General features: G+C 74.4%; 17 protein-coding genes and 2 pseudogenes. 8 read left to right on the top strand and 11 right to left on the bottom strand.

Annotated features, from left to right (window positions below; all coding sequences use genetic code 11):
• The first annotated feature begins 253 nt into the window (after positions 1-253).
• The 7 genes and pseudogenes from OG207_RS31180 to OG207_RS31150 all read left to right on the top strand — a co-directional run bounded on the left by OG207_RS31180 (position 254) and on the right by OG207_RS31150 (position 9,207).
• On the top strand, positions 254-1,240 hold the full coding sequence (locus OG207_RS31180) for an ADP-ribosylglycohydrolase family protein (RefSeq protein WP_329102990.1): 987 nt from the start codon (positions 254-256) through the stop codon (positions 1,238-1,240).
• Positions 1,237-2,799, top strand: a complete 1,563-nt coding sequence (locus tag OG207_RS31175) for an ADP-ribosylglycohydrolase family protein (protein WP_443072766.1) — start codon at positions 1,237-1,239, stop codon at positions 2,797-2,799. The genes OG207_RS31180 and OG207_RS31175 overlap by 4 nt, the downstream gene beginning before the upstream one ends.
• Before the next feature lie 7 nt (positions 2,800-2,806).
• Entirely contained in the window at positions 2,807-3,952 is a 1,146-nt protein-coding gene (locus OG207_RS31170; protein ID WP_329102988.1) for an ADP-ribosylglycohydrolase family protein, read from the top strand.
• A gap of 947 nt (positions 3,953-4,899) precedes the next feature.
• Positions 4,900-5,952, top strand: a pseudogene (locus tag OG207_RS44130) (ADP-ribosylglycohydrolase family protein); the annotation flags it as partial.
• Complete coding sequence (gene rbsK / locus OG207_RS31160) at positions 5,949-6,926, top strand: ribokinase (RefSeq protein ID WP_329102984.1); 978 nt, start codon at positions 5,949-5,951, stop codon at positions 6,924-6,926. The pseudogene OG207_RS44130 and the gene rbsK, both read left to right, overlap by 4 nt.
• Positions 6,927-7,174: 248 nt before the next feature.
• A complete protein-coding gene (locus tag OG207_RS31155) occupies positions 7,175-8,395 on the top strand; it encodes a CaiB/BaiF CoA transferase family protein (RefSeq protein WP_329108028.1) in 1,221 nt (406 codons plus the stop codon).
• Positions 8,392-9,207, top strand: coding sequence for an HpcH/HpaI aldolase/citrate lyase family protein (locus OG207_RS31150; protein WP_329102982.1), 816 nt, complete (start codon positions 8,392-8,394; stop codon positions 9,205-9,207). Before OG207_RS31155 ends, OG207_RS31150 begins: the two co-directional genes overlap by 4 nt.
• Before the next feature lie 183 nt (positions 9,208-9,390).
• Here OG207_RS31150 and lgt read toward each other — a convergent pair whose 3' ends face one another.
• The 11 genes and pseudogenes from lgt to hisI form a co-directional block, all read right to left on the bottom strand.
• A complete protein-coding gene (lgt, locus tag OG207_RS31145) occupies positions 9,391-10,365 on the bottom strand; it encodes a prolipoprotein diacylglyceryl transferase (RefSeq protein ID WP_329108026.1) in 975 nt (324 codons plus the stop codon).
• 313 nt (positions 10,366-10,678) lie between these two features.
• Positions 10,679-11,470: pseudogene (locus OG207_RS31140) on the bottom strand (DsbA family protein); the annotation flags it as partial.
• Positions 11,471-11,578: 108 nt separating this feature from the next.
• Positions 11,579-12,394 carry a tryptophan synthase subunit alpha gene (gene trpA / locus OG207_RS31135; RefSeq protein ID WP_329102979.1) on the bottom strand — a complete coding sequence of 272 codons (816 nt, stop codon included), beginning with the start codon at positions 12,392-12,394 and terminating at the stop codon, positions 11,579-11,581.
• Positions 12,391-13,632 (bottom strand): tryptophan synthase subunit beta, encoded by a 1,242-nt coding sequence (gene trpB, locus OG207_RS31130; RefSeq protein ID WP_329102977.1) that lies wholly within the window; start codon positions 13,630-13,632, stop codon positions 12,391-12,393. Before trpB ends, trpA begins: the two co-directional genes overlap by 4 nt.
• Before the next feature lie 205 nt (positions 13,633-13,837).
• Complete coding sequence (gene trpM / locus OG207_RS31125; RefSeq protein WP_329102975.1) at positions 13,838-14,047, bottom strand: tryptophan biosynthesis modulator TrpM; 210 nt, start codon at positions 14,045-14,047, stop codon at positions 13,838-13,840.
• Positions 14,048-14,056: 9 nt separating this feature from the next.
• Complete coding sequence (trpC, locus tag OG207_RS31120; RefSeq protein WP_109782100.1) at positions 14,057-14,866, bottom strand: indole-3-glycerol phosphate synthase TrpC; 810 nt, start codon at positions 14,864-14,866, stop codon at positions 14,057-14,059.
• A gap of 172 nt (positions 14,867-15,038) precedes the next feature.
• Positions 15,039-15,545 carry a DUF2752 domain-containing protein gene (locus tag OG207_RS31115; RefSeq protein WP_329102973.1) on the bottom strand — a complete coding sequence of 169 codons (507 nt, stop codon included), beginning with the start codon at positions 15,543-15,545 and terminating at the stop codon, positions 15,039-15,041.
• Positions 15,546-15,614: 69 nt separating this feature from the next.
• Positions 15,615-15,866: an HGxxPAAW family protein gene (locus OG207_RS31110; RefSeq protein ID WP_329102970.1), complete on the bottom strand. Its 252-nt coding sequence runs from the start codon at positions 15,864-15,866 to the stop codon at positions 15,615-15,617.
• A gap of 119 nt (positions 15,867-15,985) precedes the next feature.
• Entirely contained in the window at positions 15,986-16,666 is a 681-nt protein-coding gene (locus tag OG207_RS31105; RefSeq protein ID WP_329102968.1) for a TIGR02234 family membrane protein, read from the bottom strand.
• A 14-nt stretch (positions 16,667-16,680) separates the two neighbouring features.
• A complete protein-coding gene (locus OG207_RS31100) occupies positions 16,681-18,171 on the bottom strand; it encodes an anthranilate synthase component I (protein ID WP_329102967.1) in 1,491 nt (496 codons plus the stop codon).
• Positions 18,172-18,185: 14 nt separating this feature from the next.
• Positions 18,186-18,554 (bottom strand): phosphoribosyl-AMP cyclohydrolase, encoded by a 369-nt coding sequence (hisI, locus tag OG207_RS31095; RefSeq protein WP_150257040.1) that lies wholly within the window; start codon positions 18,552-18,554, stop codon positions 18,186-18,188.
• A gap of 91 nt (positions 18,555-18,645) precedes the next feature.
• On the opposite strand from hisI, the gene OG207_RS31090 reads away from it, so the two are divergent.
• Entirely contained in the window at positions 18,646-19,278 is a 633-nt protein-coding gene (locus OG207_RS31090; protein WP_329102963.1) for a TIGR03085 family metal-binding protein, read from the top strand.
• Positions 19,279-19,338: the final 60 nt, after the last annotated feature.

Raw genomic sequence — 19,338 nt, 5'->3', positions numbered from 1 at the left:
AATCTCCCCAAATCTGCGAACGGACGCCACAACGCGCCCCGCTCCCCCTGAACACCTCGAAACTACGCACGATTTCTGCCGCCCGCCAGCAAGGAAGGCCGTACTTACCTGGGCTTTTGCGGGTCGGCGACCGGGTGACGGGGGTGTTCGCGGGGTGTTTCGCGGTGGGCGACAAACCACATGCCATGGCACAAATCCCCCAAGGGCTCATGATGAGCCCCATCCGATGTGGGAGAGGCGCGCCATGGAGCCGATGAAGCTGATTGCATGCAATCCGCAGGTCCTCCTCGAACGGGCCAGGGGCGCTCTTCTCGGACTCGCCGTGGGTGACGCGCTGGGCGCCCCCGCGGAGAACATGAAGCCTTCGCAGATCCGGGCGAAATGGGGCCGCATCGAAGGTTTCGTGTCGGAGGACCCGGCGGGCACGGACGACACCGAGTACGCGATCTTCTCGGGGCTGTTGCTGGCCCGGCACGGCTCGGCGCTCACCGTCTCCCACGTGGAGCGGGCCTGGCACCACTGGATCGCCGACCTCGACGAAGGCCCCTTCCGGGGCGCCGGGTTCTCCGAGCGCGGCACCTTGGAGAACCTCCGGCGGGGCCTGGCCGCACCCATCTCCGCCCAACACCGGCACGCGTGGTCGGACGGCCTGGCCATGCGGGCCGCGCCGTTCGGCGTCTTCGCCGCGGGCCGGCCCGCGGAAGCGGCCCGGCTCGTCGCCGTCGACGGCTCGGTCAGCCACGACGGGGAGGGCATCTACGGCGGCCAGGCGGTCGCGGCGGGCGTGGCCGCCGCCATGGCCGGCGGCTCCCCCGCCTCGGCGATCTCCGCGGCCCTGTCCGTCATCCCGTCCGACTCCTGGACGGCCCGCTCCCTGCGCCGGGCGGTCACCGCCGCCCCGCGCGGCGAACGGGCGGTGCGCTCGGCGGTGGTCATCGGCGGCTACCCGTGGACCGACCTGGCCCCGGAGGCGGTGGGCCTGGCCTTCGGGGCCTTCGCCGCCTGCCGGGGCGACTTCCCGTCCTCCGTCCTCACCGCCGTGAACATGGGCCGCGACGCCGACACCACCGCGGCGGTGGCGGGCGCCCTGGCCGGCGCGCTGTCGGGCGCCGGTGCGATCCCCGCCGCCTGGTCCTCGGCCATCGGCCCGGTACGCGGCAGCTGCCTCCCCTCGATGCGGGGCTACCACGTCCTGGACATCGCGGACCTCCTCACCCCGGAATGCGAGGCCGTCCGATGACCCCCTCGCCGGACGACCAAACGCTGGCGCCACCCCCGGCGGACCGGGGCCCCGAGAGCCCGCCCCCGGGTGCGGCCCCACGCGCGCCGGAGCCCGGCTGCCCGGCCCCGGGTACGGCCCCGGCCCCGGCCGAGCCGGTAGGCCGGCCCCCGAACGATCGGGCCCCGGTCGGAGCGTCGGCTCGGGTGCTGCCCGCGATGCGGCTGGTCACGGGGGCCGGGCCGGCTCCGGCCGAGCAGCGGCCCGGGGTGCTGCCCCCGGGTGCGGAGGGCGGCGGGGTGGGGAGCGTCCTCGCACCCCACCCCGGGACGGGGTCCCGGATCGTGGTCCGGGCCGGGCAGAGGGCCCCGGCCGGGACCGGGGTCCGGACCCCGGAACGACCCGCCGAGCCCCCCGCAGGGGAACCGGCAGGGGTGCGGCCGATCGAGGGGCTCCTCCTCGGGCTCGCCGCCGGCGACGCGGCCGGGTGGCCCGCCGCCCGCCACCGCGCCAGCCGGATGCCCGAGTGGACCCGCCGCCTGACCCGCGAACTCGACACCTTCGCCGAGCAGAACGCCACCACCACCCTCCCCGTCCCCATCGCCCTCAACCAGCCCCCCGAACCCCTTCGCCTCGGGCCCTCCGACGACGCCGAATGGGCTGCGTTCGTCGCCGAGTCCGTGCTCACCGCCGCCGGCGTCCTCCTCAGTGACCTCTCCCGGTCCCGTCGCATGCGCGCCGCCATCGACCTCGCGTGGAACGCCCTGGCCTCCGAAGTCGCCGCGGCAGCGGAACGCGCGCCCGAGGTCGAGTCCGCCGTCCTCCCCCTCCGCGCCCGGATCTCCGTCCGCGCCGGCCTCGGCAACCTCGCCACCGGCCTGCGCCCGCCCGCCACCGGCCACGACAACCCGCACTACTTCGACGACGCCGCCTGCGTCCGCGCCTGCGTCCTCGCCGTCGTGCATCCCGGCGACGCCCGCGCCGCCGCCGACCTCGCCGAGTTCGACGCCCGCTACACCCAGGACGGCGACGGGGTGCACGGCGCCCGCGCCATGGCCGCCGCCATCGCCACCGCCCTCACCACCCCCTCCGCCGCCGACGCCGCCGACGCCGCCGACGCCGTGGACGCCGCCGTGGACGCCGCCCTCGCCCAGCTCCCCGCGGCCACCGAGATCGGCCGCAACGCCCGGCACGCCGTCCGCCTCGCCCGTACCCACAAGGACGGCGGCGCCTTCGGCATCGTCCCCACCCTCGAACACGAGATCGTCGACCACGTCTACAGCTACGGGATCGCCGCCGCCGAGACCGTCCCCGTGGCCCTCGCCCTCGCCACGGCCGCCCGCGGCAGGATGACCGAGGCCGTCCCGGCCGCCGCCTGCCTGTCCCGCGTCGCGGACTCCGCCCCCGCCCTGGCCGGCGCGCTGACCGGCGTCCTCGGCGGCGGCGACTCGATCCCCGCCGCCTGGCGCGAAGCCTGCCGCACCCTCTCCGGCTGCGCCCTCCCCCGCCTCGCCGGCACCGACCTCGTGGAACTCGCCGCGCTCCTCGCGGCCACGGAACTCACCTCACCCAAGGGATGATTCGGACATGACGCTCACGTTGGAGGACCGGGCCCGCGGCGCCCTCGTCGGAGCCGCCGTCGGCGATGCGCTCGGCGGCCCGGTGGAGGGCTGGACCCCGGACCAGATCGTGGAACGGCACGGCGGTCGCGTGCACGGCATCGTCGGCCCCTGGTACAAGGACTGGCGCACGGCCCGCCCCATCGCCCCGTACCACAAGGGCGACGGGCACGTCACGGACGACACCCTGATGACGCACGCGCTGGTACGGGTCTACGAGGCCGTACGGGACCACCTCGACGCCTACGCGATCGCCGAGCACCTGGTCCCCGACCTGATGTCCACGCCCCGCTGGATCCCGGAACTGGAGGCAGAGGCCCTGCCGTTGCAGCGGATCTTCCTCGCCGAGAAGTGGATCGTGACCCGGCTGCACTACGCGCACGCCGACCCCCGCGAGGCCGGCAGCGGCAACATCGTCAACTGCGGTGCGGCGATGTACATGGCCCCGGTGGGGATCGCCAACGCGGGCAATCCGGCGGGCGCGTACGCGGAGGCGCTGGACGTCGCCGGTGCGCACCAGTCCTCGTACGGGCGGGAGGCTGCGGGCGTGTTCGCGGCGGCGGTGGCGGCCGCGTGCGTGCCCGGGGCGACGGCCGCCTCGGTGGTCGACACCGCCCTGTCCCTGGCCAAGGACGGCACGCGCAACGCGATCGCGGCCGTCCGCGAAGTGGCCGCCGGCCACCGGGACTTCGAGTCGGCGCTGGCCCCGCTGCGGGCGGCGGTGACCCCGTACGACTCGGTCGGGCCGGACTACCGAAGCCCGTCGCTCGACGCCCGCCGTCCCTCCCGCCTCCATGCCATCGAGGAACTCCCGGTCGCGCTCGGGATGCTGCTCGTCGCGGACGGACGGTACGAGACCGCGGTGCTCGGCGCGGTCAACTACGGCCGGGACTGCGACTCCATCGCCACCATGGCGGGGGCGATCGCCGGAGCCCTGGGCGGCGAGGCCGCGGTCCCGGCCGCCTGGGCCAAGCAGGTCGCCGAGGCCAGCCGCCTCGACCTGCACGCCCCGGCCGAGGCGCTGGCCGCGGTGGCCCGGGAGATCTTCGCGCTCGACCGCTCCCGCCGCCGCTCCCACGAGGCGGCCTTCACCGCGATCGCGGCGGACCGGTGACGGACGCCACCGGGCCCGCCCCGGCCGCACCTACGTACGCGCCGGACCCGGTGGGCGAAGCCCTCCGGCTGACCTGGGCCCAGCCCGAGGACCTCGTCGGGCACGAGCTGCGCCAGGCCGCGGAGGACGGCCGGAACCCGGCCGCCGCCCTCCGCGCCTGGCTCGCGGCGGGCGGCCACCCCGCCCCCGACCGCGCCGGCGCCTCCCCCACCCCGGTCCCGCCGGAGCTGCGCGCCCTGGCCTCCCGCCTCCTCGACGACCTGGCGCAGCTCCCGGCCCGTTCCGCACCCGACGAGCCCGGATCCTGGCCCGACATCCGGGCCACCTGGCCCCCGGCCGCGAAAGCCTCCCAGCCACCCGTCGAACTCCCGACCCCGGCTCCACGGCCCGACCCCGACGTCACGGCTCGGCCCGGCGCAGCAGGGGCGCCGCCGGTAGGGCAGGAACACGTGCGGCCCACCATCCCGGGAGCTGCCCCGAACGGCACAGCGGGCACTCGGCCCGATCGGGATCCCGAACACCCGGCGGCACGGCCACCCGCCCGCCCCGACGGCCGAACCCGCGAGCCGCATCCGGGCAGCAGGAAGGCGGCTCCGCCCGCAGGCCCGGCCGCAGGCGGCGGGGTCCGGGGCACCGCCCCGGACCCCGGACCGCCTCCCGCGGGGCCCGCCCCGGCACCGTCCCCCGCGGCGGAGCGGCCGTGGCCCGCGGGCCGCGACTACGGCCACGTCCGCTCCCACCCGGAGCAGGCGCCCACGAGCACGGGGCCGGTCCCCGGCCGCGTCCCGCACCGCGCAGCAGGGACACCGCCCGCAGGGCGGGAACACGTGCGGCCCTCCGCGCTCGGGGCTGCCCCGCCCCGCGCGGCGGGGCAGCCGGGCGCGGGGCCCGGAGCCGTGCCGCAGACCGGGCCGGAGGCCACCCCGCAGACCGGGCCGGAGGCCACCCTGCGGGCCCGGCTGGAAGCCGCCTGGCTCGGGCGGGCCGTCGGGTGCCTGCTCGGGAAGCCCGTCGAGAAGCTGCCCCTGGAGGGGATCCGGGCGCTCGCCCGCGCCGCCGGCAACTGGCCGCTGGACGACTGGTTCAGCGAACGCGGCGTCCTGCCGGAGGTCCTGGCCGCCTACCCCTGGAACCGCCGCTCCGCCCCCACCTCCCTCGCCGAGAACATCGACGGCATGCCCGAGGACGACGACCTCAACTACCCCCTCCTCGGGCTGCTCCTGCTCCAGCGCCACGGCAAGGGCTTCACCACCGCCGACGTGGCCCGCCTGTGGCTCGACGAGCTGCCGGCCGGGCGGACCTTCACCGCCGAGCGCATCGCCTACCGCAATCTCCTTCTCGGCCTGGAGCCGCCCGTCACCGCCACCCACCACAACCCCTTCCGCGAGTGGATCGGCGCCCTCATCCGCGCCGACGTCCACGGCTGGACCAATCCGGGCGATCCGGCCGCCGCCGCGGCCCAGGCCTACCGGGACGCCACCCTGACCCACACCGGCAACGGCGTCTACGCCGCCCTCTTCGTCGCGGCCGCCACCGCCACCGCCGCCACCGGCCGGTCGGACGTGCACACCGCGCTGCGGACCGGGCTGGCCTTCGTACCGCCCCGTTCGCGCCTCGCCGAGGCCGTCCGCTTCGGAATCCGGGCCGCCGGGCAGGAGGCGGACTTCGACCTCGTCGTCGACCGACTGCACGCCCACTACGGGCACTACCACTGGGTCCACGCCGTCCCCAACACCGCACTGATCGCCGCCGCCCTCACCCACGCCGACGGGGACTTCTCCCGCTCCGTCTGCCGCGCCGTGTCCGGCGGCTGGGACACCGACTCCAACGGAGCCACCGCCGGCGCCCTCGCCGGGCTGCTCGCCGGCTCCCCGGACGCGCTCCCGCACCGCTGGACCGCACCCTTGAAGAACCGCCTCGCCACCACCGTCCCCGGCTTCGACGGCATCGGCTTCGACACCCTCGCCCACCTCACCGCACAGGAGGCAGCACGCTCATGACGGCCATTGCCGTGCTCGGCAGTACGAACATGGACCTCGTCGCCTACGTCCCCAAGGCTCCCCGCCTCGGGGAGACCGTCACCGGCCGGGCCTTCCGCACGGTCCCCGGCGGCAAGGGCGCCAACCAGGCCGTCGCCGCCGCCCGCTCCGGCGGGGAGGTGGTGATGATCGGCGCGGTCGGGGCCGACGAGTTCGGCGTACGGCTGCGCTCCGCGCTCACCGCGGCCCGGGTCGACACCGCGGGCCTGCGCACCGTCGAGGGCGCCAGCGGCACCGCCCACATCACGGTGGACGACGAGGGCGGCAACAGCATCATCGTCATCGCCGGCGCGAACGCCGCGGTCACCGGCCTCGAGCCGGGGGACGAGGCCCGGATCGCCGCCGCCGGATCCCTGCTCCTCCAACTCGAACTGCCCCTCTCCGCCGTCCTCGCCGGGGCCCGCGCCGCCCGCGCGCACGGCGTCCGTACGGTGCTCACCCCGGCCCCGGCGCAGCCGCTGCCCGCCGATCTGCTCGCCGCCACCGACCTCCTCGTCCCGAACGAACACGAGGCGGCCGCCCTCACCGGACTCACCGACCCGCTCCGGGCAGCCGAAGCCCTGCTGGCCGAGGTACCCGAGGTGGTGATCACCCTCGGAGCGGCCGGGGCGCTGTACGCCGCCCGCGGCATGGAGCCGCTGACGGTGCCCGCGCCCCGGGTGCGGGCCATGGACACGACCGCCGCCGGGGACACCTTCGTCGGCGCCCTCGCCGTGGCCCTGGGCGAGCGCCGGCCGATGCCCGAGGCCCTGCGCTGGGCCTCGGCGGCGGCCGCGCTCTCCGTCCAGCGCCCGGGAGCCCAGGACTCGATGCCGACCCGCACCGAAACCGACGCCTTCGCCCTGGCCAGGCGGGAGCCGGAGCACGGTCAGGTGGGCCGCGCCGACGACCGCCGTCCCGCCGCCGGCGAGTCCGTGACCGGAGCCGCCTCGTGACCCCAGGGGACGAGAGCGTGTCGGGGCGATCCCCGCAGGGTGCCGACCGCACCGCCGCCGCACCGTCCGGCCCCGGGCACCGTTCGGCACCCGAGGAGACGCCCCGGCGCGCGCCCGGCCCCACCGAAGCCGCCGCCCCCGGCGAAGCCGCAGGGCGGCAGAACGCAGGGTGGCAGAACGCGGGGCGGCAGAACGCGGGGCGGCAGAACGCAGGCCCGCATCGAGCCGTCGCCCCGACCCCCCGCCCCGTGGCCGAGCCCCCACCCGCCGACGCCCGGCCAGGTCAGGGACCTCTGACGGGGCTCCGCGTGATCGACCTGGCCACCCTCTTCGCGGGTCCGCTGACCGCCACCCTGCTCGGCGACTTCGGCGCCGAGGTCGTCAAGGTCGAGCACCCCGACCGCCCCGACCCCTCCCGCGGCCACGGCCCCGCCAAGAACGGGATCGGCCTGTGGTGGAAGCTCCTCGGCCGGAACAAGCGGACGATGACCCTCGACCTGTCCACCCCGGGCGGCCGGGACACCCTGCTGCGCCTCGCCGCCACCGCCGACGTGGTCGTCGAGAACTTCCGCCCCGGCACCCTGGAGAAGTGGGGTCTGGGCTGGCCCGAGCTGTCCGCCGTCAATCCGCGCCTGGTCCTGGCGCGCGTCACGGCCTTCGGCCAGCACGGCCCGTACTCCCACCGCCCGGGCTTCGGCACGCTCGCCGAGGCGATGAGCGGATTCGCCGCGATCACCGGGGAGCCGGACGGGCCGCCGACCCTGCCGCCCTTCGGACTCGCTGACTCGATCGCAGCGCTGACCTGCGCGTACGCCGTGATGACCGCCCTCGCCGGGCGGGACCGCACCGGGCACGGTCAGGTCGTGGACCTCGCGATCGTCGAGCCGATCCTCACCGTGCTCGGCCCGCACCCGCTCTGGTACGACCAGCTCGGCTACGTCCAGCCGCGCACCGGCAACCGCTCCGCGAACAACGCCCCCCGCAACACCTACCGCAGCGCCGACGGGCGCTGGCTGGCGGTCTCCGCTTCGGCGCAGTCCATCGCCGAGCGGGTCGTGCGGCTGGTCGGCCGGCCCGAGCTGATCGCCGAGCCCTGGTTCGCGAGCAGCGCCGGGCGGGCCCGGCACGCGGACGTCCTGGACGACGCCGTCGGCGGCTGGATCGCCCGGCACAAGGCGGAGGAAGTGGTCGCCGCGTTCGAGGACGCCGAGGCGGCCGTCGCCCAGGTCTACGACGTCCGGGACGTGCTGGCCGACCCGCAGTTCGCGGCCCTCGACTCGGTCACCGAGGTCGAGGACCCGGAGTTGGGCCCGCTCCGCATGCAGAACATCCTCTTCCGGCTCTCCGAGACCCCCGGCGGGATCCGCTGGGCGGGCCGCCCGCACGGCGCGGACACCGACGAGGTCCTGACCGAGCTCGGGCTGACCGGGGCCGAGATCACCGCACTGCGGACCGAGGGGGCCCTGTGATCCTGACCTGGCTGTACGCGCCCGGCGACCGCCCGGAGGTGGTCGCCAAGGCCCTCGGCTGCGGGGCGGACGCCGTCATCGTCGACCTGGAGGACGCGGTACCGGCCTCGCGCAAGGAGTACGCCCGCGCCGCAACCGCCGATCTGCTCGCCGAGCGGCCCCCGCTCCCCGTCCACGTCCGCGTCAACGCACTGGACTCCCCCTGGGGCGGCGCCGACCTGAATGCGCTGGGCGGGCTGCACGGCCTCGCGGGGCTGCGGCTGCCCAAGATCAGCGCCCCCGGGCAGATCGCGGCCGTCGCCGACCGCACCGGCGGGGTGAGCCTGTACGCCCTGCTCGAATCGGCCGTGGGGGTGGAGCGCGCGTACGAGATCGCCCGCGCGCACCCCGCCCTGCGCGGGCTCTCCCTCGGCGAGGCGGACCTGCGGGCCGACCTGGCCGTCAGCGCGGAGACGGGCCTGGACTGGTGCCGCTCCCGGGTGGTGGTCGCGGCCCGGGCCGCGGGGCTCGCGCCCCCGGCGCAGTCGGTGTTCCCCGACATCCGGGACCTGGAGTCGCTGGCGGTCTCGTGCGCCCGCGGCCGCTCCCTGGGCTTCCTCGGTCGGGCGGCGATCCATCCGCGCCAGCTCCCGGTGATCGAGCGGGCCTACCTCCCGGCGCCCGAGGAGGTCAGCGCCGCCGTGGAGGTGCTGAGCGCGGCCCGCGCCACCCCGGGGGCGCTGGCCCTGCCGGACGGCCGGTTCGTGGACCCGGCGGTCGTGGCGGCGGCGCACCGCACCCTTGCGCTCGCCGCGCGCACTGCGGTCCACTGACCCCGCCCGGGGGGCTCCGGCCGCGCGGGCTCCGCGGGGCACCCGCCGATACCGTGCGCGGCACCGTGTCCCGGGGCTCCGCTCCCGACCCCCGTCTCAAACGCCGGCGGGCCGGAACCAACGGCGGGCAACGCGAAGGGGGTGCCGCGTCGTACGCGGCACCCCCTTCGTGGAGCGTTGAGGTCAGCGCTTGCCCGCCTCCGGGGTCTCGGCCCCGGCGGGGGCGTCCTTCGTCAGGACGGGTCCAGCGGCCTTGGCAGTGCGCGGGCGACGCGGCGTCCGAGGACTCGGCCCCGGCTCCGGAGCCGCGTCGTCGCCGTCCTTGCCGCCGTCCTCGCCGCCGGAGGTGTCCGGCTCGACGACCGACTCGCGGCCCGGCCGCAGCTTCGCCGACAGCACCAGGTAGACGACCGCCAGGACGAAGACGACGATCGAGGTCCAGACGTTCAGCCGGACGCCCAGGATGTGGTGCGCCTCGTCGACGCGCATGTACTCGATCCAGCCGCGGCCGACGCAGTACGCGGCGACGTACAGGGCGAAGGCCCGTCCGTGGCCGAGCTTGAAGCGGCGGTCGGCCCAGATCACGAGGAACGCGACGCCGACGCACCACAGCGACTCGTACAGGAAGGTCGGGTGGTAGGTCCCGGCGTCCCGGTTCGGGCCCGCGCTGATCTCGACCGCCCACGGCAGGTCAGTGGCCCGGCCGTACAGCTCCTGGTTGAACCAGTTGCCCCAGCGTCCGCAGGCCTGGGCCAGCGCGATACCGGGGGCCAGGGCGTCCGCCCAGGCCGGCAGCGGGATCCCGCGCAGCCGACAGCCGATCCAAGCACCCACCGCGCCGAGCGCGATGGCGCCCCAGATGCCGAGTCCGCCCTCCCAGATCTTGAAGGCGTCGACCCAGTTGCGGCCCGCGCCGAAGTAGAGCTGGTAGTCGGTGATCACGTGGTAGAGGCGCCCACCGACCAGGCCGAAGGGCACGGCCCACACGGCGATGTCCGCGACCGTGCCCGGCTTTCCGCCGCGCGCGATCCATCGCTTGTTGCCGAGCCAGACGGCGACGAAGACGCCGATGATGATGCAGAACGCGTAGCCGCGGAGCGGGATCGGTCCGAGATGGATCACGCCGGTCGACGGACTGGGGATGTAAGCAAGGTCCATGGCAGACATGACGCTACCTTGCCGGGCGGTGCGCACCGCAACCCGCCCGGCAAGACGAAACCAAATCCAGACCTGGAACGGGCCGCTTTCAGTCCTGGGCGGACCCGCTGGATGAGCCGTTGGAGGACCCGCTGGAGGTCCCGCCGGTGGACCGGGTCGAGGATCCGTCGGACGACCCGCCCGATCCCGTGCGCGAGGCCGACGGCGATGCCTTCGCCCCGGCCTTCGCGCCGGATCCGGGGGTCGCGCTGCTCGACGGTGAGGCCTTCCCGGCCCCCGCCCCGGCCCCGGCCCCGGTGGCCGCGCCCCCCGAGCCCTTGGCGGCGGCTTCCACCTGTTCCTTCAGCTTCTGCGGGGTCACCTGGTTGGCCTGGTCGGACAGGATGTCCTTGCCGTTGAGCAGCACGGTCGGGGTGCCGCGGAACTGTCCGGCGGTGAAGGCTGCGTCCGACTTGGCCACCCAGCTGTTGTGCGTGCCGTCCTCGACGCACGCGCGGAACTCGGGGGTGTCCAGCCCGTCGACCTTGCCGGCCAGTTCCAGCAGCTTGGCGTTCTTGCCGAAGGCGTCGTCGATTTCCTGCGGCTGGTTCTGGAACAGGAGGTCGTGGTACTCGGTGAACTTGCCGGCGTCCTGCGCGCAGGCGGCCGCGTTGGCCGCCTTCAGCGAGCCGCTGCCGCCCATCCTCCGGTCGATGAGCGTGACCAGGTGGTAGTCGACCTTGAGCAGCCCCTTGGCCTCCAGGTCGTGGATGACGTCGCGGTAGTTGTCCTCGAAGAACTTGCAGGAGGGGCAGCGGAAGTCCTCCCACACGGTGAGGGAGGACTTCGCCTCGGGCTTGCCCGCCTGGATGGCGAGGGCGTCCTTCCCGGTGGCGCCGGACGGGGCGACCACCGGGCCCGCCTTGCCGGAGCCTTCCTTGCCGGTGTTGGCGGCGATCACGCCGACGACGGTCGCCAGGCCGAGGACGCCGACCACCGCCGCCGCCACGACGAGGGTCCGCCGGCGCTTGTCCCGGGTCCTCTGCCGCTCGCGCTCCACGAGGAGTCGTTCCCGGGCCGATCGTTTCGTCGCATCGCGGTTCGCACCGTCGTTCTTCTCGCTCACGTTCCGCCAAACGAAGCGGGGAGGCACTCGCGTGCCTCCCCGCCCGCACTTCCACCCGATCGGGCTATGGGACCCGATCAGACATCCGTGGCTCTCGTCGAACGCGCGTCAGCTCCGGCGCACGCCTTGCGCGAGCTCGCCGGCGAGTGCCCGTACGGCGTCCAGTCCGGCCGGCAGGTCCGGTGCGTCCAGGAGCAGCTTCACGAAGGCCGAGCCGACGATGACGCCGTCGGCGAAGCCCGCGACCTCCTCGGCCTGTGCGGCGTTGGAGACGCCGAGGCCGACGCAGACCGGGAGCTCGGTGGTGGCGCGGGTGCGTCGGACCAGGTCCTGGGCCTGGTTGCCGACGGACTCGCGGGTGCCGGTGACCCCCATGAGGGAGGCGGCGTAGACGAAGCCGGAGCCGGCCGCCGTGATGGTGGCCAGGCGCGCGTCCTTGCTGCTGGGAGCCACGACGAAGACGGTCGCCAGACCGTGCTTCTCCGCGTGCTCGCGCCACAGCGCGGACTCCTGCACCGGCAGGTCGGGCAGGATGCAGCCGGCGCCGCCGGCCGCTGCCAGCTCGGCCGTGAACCGCTCGACGCCGTAGCGGTCGATGGGGTTCCAGTAGGTCATCACCAGGACCGGGGCCCCGGTCGCCTCGTGGGCCTCGCGGACCGTGCGGATCACGTCGGCGATCTTGACGCCGCCGCGCAGGGCGATGTCGTCGGCGGTCTGGATGATCGCGCCGTCCAGCACCGGGTCGCTGTGCGGGAGGCCGATCTCGACCACGTCCGCGCCGCCCTCGATGACGGCCTTGACCGCCTCGATGGCGCCGTCGACGGTCGGGAAGCCCGCCGGCAGGTAGGCGACGAGGGCCGCGCGGTCCTCGGACTTCGCCTTGGCGAGGGTGTCGCTCAGCAACTGGAGGTTTCCGGTGCTCACTTGTTCTCCCCCTCGCCGTCGTACAGCCCGAAGTAGCGGGCCGCCGTGTCCATGTCCTTGTCGCCGCGACCGGACAGGTTGACGACCAGCAGGCCGTCCTTGCCCAGCTCCTTGCCCAGGTCGAGGGCGCCCGCGAGGGCGTGCGCCGACTCGATCGCCGGGATGATCCCCTCGGTGCGCGAGAGGAGGCGCAGGGCCTGCATCGCCGCGTCGTCGGTGACCGCGCGGTACTCGCCGCGGCCGGAGTCCTTGAGGTAGGAGTGCTCCGGGCCGATGCCCGGGTAGTCCAGGCCGGCCGAGATGGAGTACGGCTCGGTGATCTGGCCCTCCTCGTCCTGGAGGACGTAGGAGCGGGAGCCATGCAGGATCCCGGGCTCGCCGGCGGTCAGCGTGGCCGCGTGCTCGCCGGTCTCGACGCCGTGTCCGGCGGGCTCGAAGCCGACGAGGCGGACGCCGGTGTCCGGGATGAAGGCGTGGAAGAGACCGATGGCGTTGGAGCCGCCGCCGACGCAGGCCGCGACGGCGTCCGGCAGCCGGCCGGCGCGCTCCAGGATCTGGCGGCGGGCCTCGACGCCGATGACCCGGTGGAAGTCGCGGACCATGGCCGGGAAGGGGTGGGGGCCGGCGACCGTGCCGAAGAGGTAGTGGGTCCGGTCCACGTTGGCGACCCAGTCGCGGAACGCCTCGTTGATCGCGTCCTTGAGCGTCCGGGAGCCGGACTTCACGGCGATGACCTCGGCGCCCAGCATGCGCATGCGGGCCACGTTGAGGGCCTGGCGCTGGGTGTCGATCTCGCCCATGTAGATGGTGCAGTCGAGGCCGAAGAGCGCGCAGGCGGTGGCGGTGGCCACGCCGTGCTGCCCGGCCCCGGTCTCGGCGATGACGCGGGTCTTGCCCATGCGCTTGGTGAGGAGCGCCTGACCCAGCACGTTGTTGATCTTGTGCGAGCCGGTGTGGTTGAGGTCCTCGCGTTTGAGGAAGATCCGGGCGCCGCCGGCGTGCTCGGCGAAGCGGGGCACCTCGGTGAGGGCGCTCGGGCGGCCGGTGTAGTTGACCATGAGGTCATTGAGCTCGGCCGTGAAGGACGGGTCGCCCTTGGCCTTCTCGTACTCGACGGCGACCTCGTCCACGGCGGCGACGAGCGCCTCCGGGATGAACTTGCCGCCGAAGTCGCCGAAGTAGCCCTCGGCGTTGGGAACGTGACCCTCCGGGTCCGGAATGAAGAACTCGCTGGACATGTCCAGTGCTCCTACGGGTGCGAGATGCGGCGGGGTGGATTCACCGTATTGCGCCGCCCGCCCGTGCAGCGGACACCCCGCTGGGGGATGTCGTGCGTACGGTGCCGGGCGGCCCGCGCCCCGAGCCGGCGGCCGGGGACTGCAGGCCGTACGGAAGCTGCGCGCGGCGCGGTACGTCTCGCGTACCGGGCCGCGGCGGCCCTCGTTACAGCGCGCCTCCGCGGCGCCATCGCATGCCGTTGACCTGGCCGGGCTCGGAGCCGATCACGTACCGGACCCGCCGCCCGTGAACGCGCCGGGCCGGGGCGCGGCAGCCGCGGGGGCGGCAGCCGCGCGCCAGGGGCGCGTGCGCCGTCGGCACGCCGACCGGGCGGGAGCCCGGCCGGGTGCGGACGTAGGAGCGGTCATGGGTCATGGGTGCGGGTCAGCTCCGCCCGTGGCGCAGGGCGGGGTGTGCGCCGGCGGCGACGAGGTCGGCCACGGCCGCCTTCGGGTCGCGGCCGGTCACCAGGGACTCCCCGACGAGGACGGCGTCGGCGCCCTCGTTGGCGTAGGCGATCAGGTCGTGCGGGCCACGGATGCCGGACTCGGCGATCTTGACGATGTGGTCCGGGATCTCGCCGACGACGCGCTCGAAGGTGGAGCGGTCGACCTTGAGGTCCTTGAGGTTGCGGGCGTTGACGCCGATGATCTTGGCACCGGCGGCGACCGCGCGCTCCACTTCCTCCTCGTCGTGGACCTCGACGAGCGGGGTGAGGCCGATGGACTCGGCCCGCTCGATGAGGGAGACGAGGGCCTCCTGTTCCAGGGCCGCGACGATCAGCAGGGCGAGGTCGGCGCCGTAGGCGCGGGCCTCCCAGAGCTGGTACGCCGTGACGATGAAGTCCTTGCGCAGGATCGGGATGTCCACGCGGGCGCGGACGGCCTCCAGGTCGGCCAGCGAGCCGCCGAACCGGCGCTGCTCGGTGAGGACGGAGATGACCGCCGCACCGCCAGCCTCGTAGTCAGCGGCGAGCCCGGCCGGATCGGCGATGGCGGCCAGCGCGCCCTTGGAGGGGCTGGAGCGCTTGACCTCGCAGATCACCTTGACGCTGTCGCCGCGCAGGGCAGCGACGCCGTCCTTGGCCTGGGGCGCCTTGGCGGCACGCTCCTTGAGCTCGTCGAGGCTCACGCGGGCCTGCCGTTCGGCAAGGTCTTCGCGGACCCCTTCGATGATCTCGTCGAGCACACTCACGCGAGCGGCCCCCTTCCGGGTCGATGACGGTCGGCCGCCTTGCAGACGAGTAGAAAAGCAAGGTCGGCATTCAAATGGTATCCGTAGGAGGCGTTGCCCTCCGCACCCGGTTGACGTCGTCCCAGTAACTGGACATTCGGAATCCGTGCTTCATCGGGCCTGCCCAGGGGGCTCAGGGCGCCAGTGCGGAGCCGAAGGGGAAATTTCGAACGAGGGCGAAAACCAACGCCAGCGCACCGAGCGCCCACCAGTACCTCGGACGCAGCACGATCCTCGGGGTCGGCCCGCCGCGGAACGCGCGGACCAGCCACAGGGCCATGAAGGCGGCGAAGACGAAATAGCCCGCGACCGCGAGCGCGTTCGCCCCGAGCGCGGTGACCAGATCGCCGTTCGCGAAGGCGTGGGCGCTGCGCAGGCCGCCGCAGCCCGGACACAGGGCGCCCGTCAGCCGGAACAGCGGGCACACCGGGTAGTGGCCGGGCTCGTTGGGGTCCACGGCGCCCACGTAGGCGAACGCCGCGGTGACCCCGGCCAGGTAGGACACCGGGACGGCGAGCCGCCGGACGCGGGACGGGGACGGCCGACCGGCGGGCTGCCCCGGCTCCGCGGGCACGGGTGCCGGTGACGGCGGGGCATCGGGCGTACGAGAGGCGTCCACCTGCTGATTCTCTCCGCTCATGACAAAAGGCGCAGCCCGGCGGGGCCGCGCCTTTCGGCTGCGTCGCTACGGACCGCGCTGCTCGCGCGCTCAGACCTTGGCGGGAACCTTGGAAGCGGCGATGACCTCGGCGAGGTCCTTGTGCGCGGGCTTCGGCATGCCCATGCCCGCGGCCCGCATCCCCAGGCCGACGACACCGCCGAGCGCGACGACGACGAGACCGGCCCAGAAGCCGAGCGGGTTCGCGAGCACCATGAAGGCGCCGGAGATGCAGAAACCGATGAAGGCGATGATGACACCGGTCCAGGCGGCCGGGGTGTGTCCGTGGCTAGTGCCCGCCATGAGTTGCTCCTCGTTGCTCTGTCGCGCTGCTGTGTCGAACGCTCGGCGACCATTGTCCCGCACCGGACGGCTTCGCCGTCCAGGGGGGTCGGGTCAGCGGGCCCGGTCGGTCGGCCCGGTCAGTGGCCGCGGCCGGCGCCCGGGTCGGTGGTCGGGTCCTCGCCGCGGTCCAGAGCCTTCCACAGATCCTCCGGCCGGTCCGGATCAACCGCCGCGACAGTCCGGGCGCGCGGGCTGCCGTCACGCTCGTAGCGGCCTCCCATGGAGGGCCAGCTACGGCCGAAGCGCAGCGCCAGCAGGCCGGCCGCCAGGATCAGGACCGCGCCGGCGGCCGTCACGTAGGGCCAGGTCGTCTGGGTCAGCCCGGCCACGTGCGCGGCGCTGTCGGCGGTCGTACGGGCGGCCTGCGCGTCCAGGGCGCTGCGGCCGTCGGCGCCGAACGCGGCCGACAGCGCCGCGCCCAGGCCGCTGAGCGCGAGCAGCCCCGACACCAGCAGCCGGCTCCGGCCGCGCACGGCGAAGACGGCGACCAGTGCGGCGAGGCCCACGATGGCCAGCGCCGCGGGCAGGCCGGTGACGGCCCGCCCGTCGGCGGCCAGCTGGAGCGAGTCGCTGCCGATGGCGGCGGTGCCCCGGGCCCAGGTCCGGCCGGAGGCGAGCAGGACGACAGTGGCGCCGAGGGCGCCGAGCAGCAGGGCGACGGCCACGCTGCGGCGGCCGCCTCGGCTGTCGGGGGCCTCGGGCTCGGACGGTGTGTCGGCGTCGTTTCGGGGCGGGGGTACGGCACTCACGTACCCCACTATCCCCTACGCCCTCAGGAGCCGGTCAGGCGGTTCGCCGCTCCCACCGCGCGCAGCACGGCGGCCGCCTTGTTGCGGCACTCGTTGTCCTCCAGCTCGGGCACCGAGTCCGCGACGACACCGGCTCCAGCCTGCACGTACGCCGTGCCGTCGCGCAGCAGCGCGGTGCGGATGGCGATGGCCGTGTCGGAGTCCCCGGCGAAGTCCAGGTAGCCCACGCAGCCGCCGTAGAGGCCGCGGCGGGAGGGCTCCAGCTCCTCGATGATCTGCATGGCGCGCGGCTTGGGGGCGCCGGAGAGGGTGCCGGCCGGGAAGCAGGCGGTGAGCACGTCGAAGGCGGTCTTCCCCTCGGCCACGCGCCCCGTCACGGTGGAGACGATGTGCATGACGTGGGAGTAGCGCTCGATCGACATGAAGTCGACGACCTCCACCGATCCCGGCTCGCAGACCCGGCCGAGGTCGTTGCGGCCCAGGTCGACGAGCATCAGGTGCTCGGCCCGCTCCTTCGGATCGGCCATCAGCTCGTCGGCGAGGTCGTTGTCCTCCTGCGGGGTCGCACCCCGGTGGCGGGTGCCGGCGATGGGGTGGACCATGGCCCGCCCGTCCTCGACCTTGACCAGCGCCTCGGGACTGGAGCCGACCACGTCGAAGCCGTTCTCGAAGCGGAAGAGGTACATGTACGGGGACGGGTTGGTGGCCCGCAGCACGCGGTAGACGTCCAGGGCGGAGGCCCGGCACTCGGTCTCGAACCGCTGCGAGGGCACCACCTGGAAGGCTTCGCCGGCCCGGATGCGTTCCTTGATGTCCTCGACGGCCGCCTGGTACTTCTCGCCGCCCCACAGGGCGGAGAACTCGGGCAGCTCGGAGGCGGGCAGCGCGGCCGGCACGTAGGGGGCGGGCCGCGCGAGGTCGGCCTCCATCGCGTCGAGGCGGGCCACGGCGTCCGCGTACGCCTCGTCGACCCCGGAGTCGAGGTCGTTGTGGTTGATGGCGTTGGCGATGAGCTGGACGGTGCCGTCCCAGTGATCCAGGACCGCCAGGTCGGAGGTGAGCAGCATGGTCAGCTCGGGCAGCTCCAGGTCGTCGGCGGTGTGCTCGCCGATGCGCTCCAGGCGGCGCACGATGTCGTAGCCGAGGTAGCCGACCATGCCGCCGGTGAAGGGGGGCATGGCGCCCGCGAGGTCGCGGGGGGTGTGCAGGGCCTCGACGGTGGCGCGCAGGGCGTCGAGGGGGTCGCCGTCGGTGGGTACGCCGACGGGCGGGGTGCCGATCCAGTGCGCCCGGCCGTCCCGGGCGGTCAGGGTGGCGTCGCTGCGGACCCCGATGAAGGAGTACCGGGACCAGGAGCGGCCGTTCTCGGCGGACTCCAGGAGGAAGGTGCCGGGGCGTTCGGCTGCCAGCTTGCGGTAGAGCCCGACGGGGGTGTCCCCGTCGGCCAGCAGCTTGCGGCTCACGGGGATGACGCGGCGGTCGGCCGCGAGCTTGCGGAACGTCTCAAGATCCATTTCGGGGACCCTACCTAGTCGGCTGCGCGGAGGAGGACATCTTCGTCGAAACAGGTGCGCGCCCCGGTGTGGCAGGCCGCTCCGACCTGGTCGACCCGGACGAGCACGGTGTCGGCGTCGCAGTCGAGCGCGACGGATTTCACGTGCTGGAAGTGGCCGGAAGTGTCCCCCTTCACCCAGTACTCCTGGCGGCTGCGGGACCAGTAGGTGCAGCGTCCGGTGGTCAGGGTGCGGTGCAGGGCCTCGTCGTCCATCCAGCCGAGCATGAGCACCTCACCGGTGTCGTACTGCTGGGCGATGGCCGGGACCAGCCCGTCCGCGGAACGCTTGAGGCGTGCGGCGATGGCGGGGTCGAGGTTGCCGGGGCGGGGGGACGTACTCATGTGGACATTGTGCCGGGCCGGGGCGGGGGTGATGATCCGCGTCCGCCTGATGAGCGGGTGTTCGGCGGGTTCCCGCCGTAGGCTGGCCCGCATGTCTACCCATGCGAAGCGTGAACGCCTGCTCCTGGCGGACCTGTTGGAGGCGGCCGGTCCGGAGGCCCCCACGCTGTGCGCCGGCTGGACCTGTCGGGACCTGGCCGCGCACGTGGTGGTCCGCGAACGGCGGCCCGACGCGGCGGGCGGCCTGCTGCTGAACGTGCTGAAGGCCCGCCTGGACAAGGCGATGGAGGAGTACGCGGCCAAGCCGTACGAGGAACTGATCCAACTGATCAGGACCGGCCCGCCGAGGATGTCGGTGTACGCGCTGAAGCAGATCGACGAGGCGGCGAACGCGGTCGAGTTCTACGTCCACGCGGAGGACGTCCGCCGGGCGCAGCCGGACTGGTCCCCGCGGGAACTGGACCGGGTCTTCTCGGACGCGCTGTGGTCCCGGCTGGAGAAACTGGCACGCCTGACGGGCCGCCGTTCGCCGGTGGGCCTGGTCCTGAGGCGCCCGGACGGGCGGACGGTGGTGGCGCATAAGGGTGCGCCGGTGGTGACGGTGACCGGCGAGCCGGGGGAGCTGACGCTGTTCTGCTTCGGCCGTCAGGCCTCTGCGTCGGTGACGCTGGAAGGCGAGAAGGAGGCCGTGGCCAAGCTCACGGTGGCGTCCCTGGGCCTCTAGCCTGGCCGGCCGGGTGCGGATCCCATGCCGGGTGCGGCGCCGCTGCGGGGGCTCCGCCCC

This window comes from Streptomyces sp. NBC_01439 (assembly GCF_036227605.1).
Taxonomy (GTDB): Bacteria; Actinomycetota; Actinomycetes; order Streptomycetales; family Streptomycetaceae; genus Streptomyces.
Note: the sequence above shows the minus strand (reverse complement) of the source record. Positions and strands in the feature narration are given on the sequence as shown.

Bases quoted from the DNA above. Each gene is read 5' to 3' on its own strand.
- OG207_RS31175 (WP_443072766.1), top strand. From the start codon at position 1,237: ATGACCCCCTCGCCGGACGACCAAACGCTGGCGCCACCCCCGGCGGAC.
- trpB (WP_329102977.1), bottom strand. From the start codon at position 13,632: ATGTCCAGCGAGTTCTTCATTCCGGACCCGGAGGGTCACGTTCCCAAC.
- OG207_RS31090 (WP_329102963.1), top strand. From the start codon at position 18,646: ATGTCTACCCATGCGAAGCGTGAACGCCTGCTCCTGGCGGACCTGTTG.
- rbsK (WP_329102984.1), top strand. From the start codon at position 5,949: ATGACGGCCATTGCCGTGCTCGGCAGTACGAACATGGACCTCGTCGCC.
- lgt (WP_329108026.1), bottom strand. From the start codon at position 10,365: ATGGACCTTGCTTACATCCCCAGTCCGTCGACCGGCGTGATCCATCTC.
- OG207_RS31110 (WP_329102970.1), bottom strand. From the start codon at position 15,866: ATGGCGGGCACTAGCCACGGACACACCCCGGCCGCCTGGACCGGTGTC.
- OG207_RS31100 (WP_329102967.1), bottom strand. From the start codon at position 18,171: ATGGATCTTGAGACGTTCCGCAAGCTCGCGGCCGACCGCCGCGTCATC.
- OG207_RS31115 (WP_329102973.1), bottom strand. From the start codon at position 15,545: ATGAGCGGAGAGAATCAGCAGGTGGACGCCTCTCGTACGCCCGATGCC.
- OG207_RS31170 (WP_329102988.1), top strand. From the start codon at position 2,807: ATGACGCTCACGTTGGAGGACCGGGCCCGCGGCGCCCTCGTCGGAGCC.
- hisI (WP_150257040.1), bottom strand. From the start codon at position 18,554: ATGAGTACGTCCCCCCGCCCCGGCAACCTCGACCCCGCCATCGCCGCA.
- OG207_RS31180 (WP_329102990.1), top strand. From the start codon at position 254: ATGAAGCTGATTGCATGCAATCCGCAGGTCCTCCTCGAACGGGCCAGG.
- trpM (WP_329102975.1), bottom strand. From the start codon at position 14,047: ATGACCCATGACCGCTCCTACGTCCGCACCCGGCCGGGCTCCCGCCCG.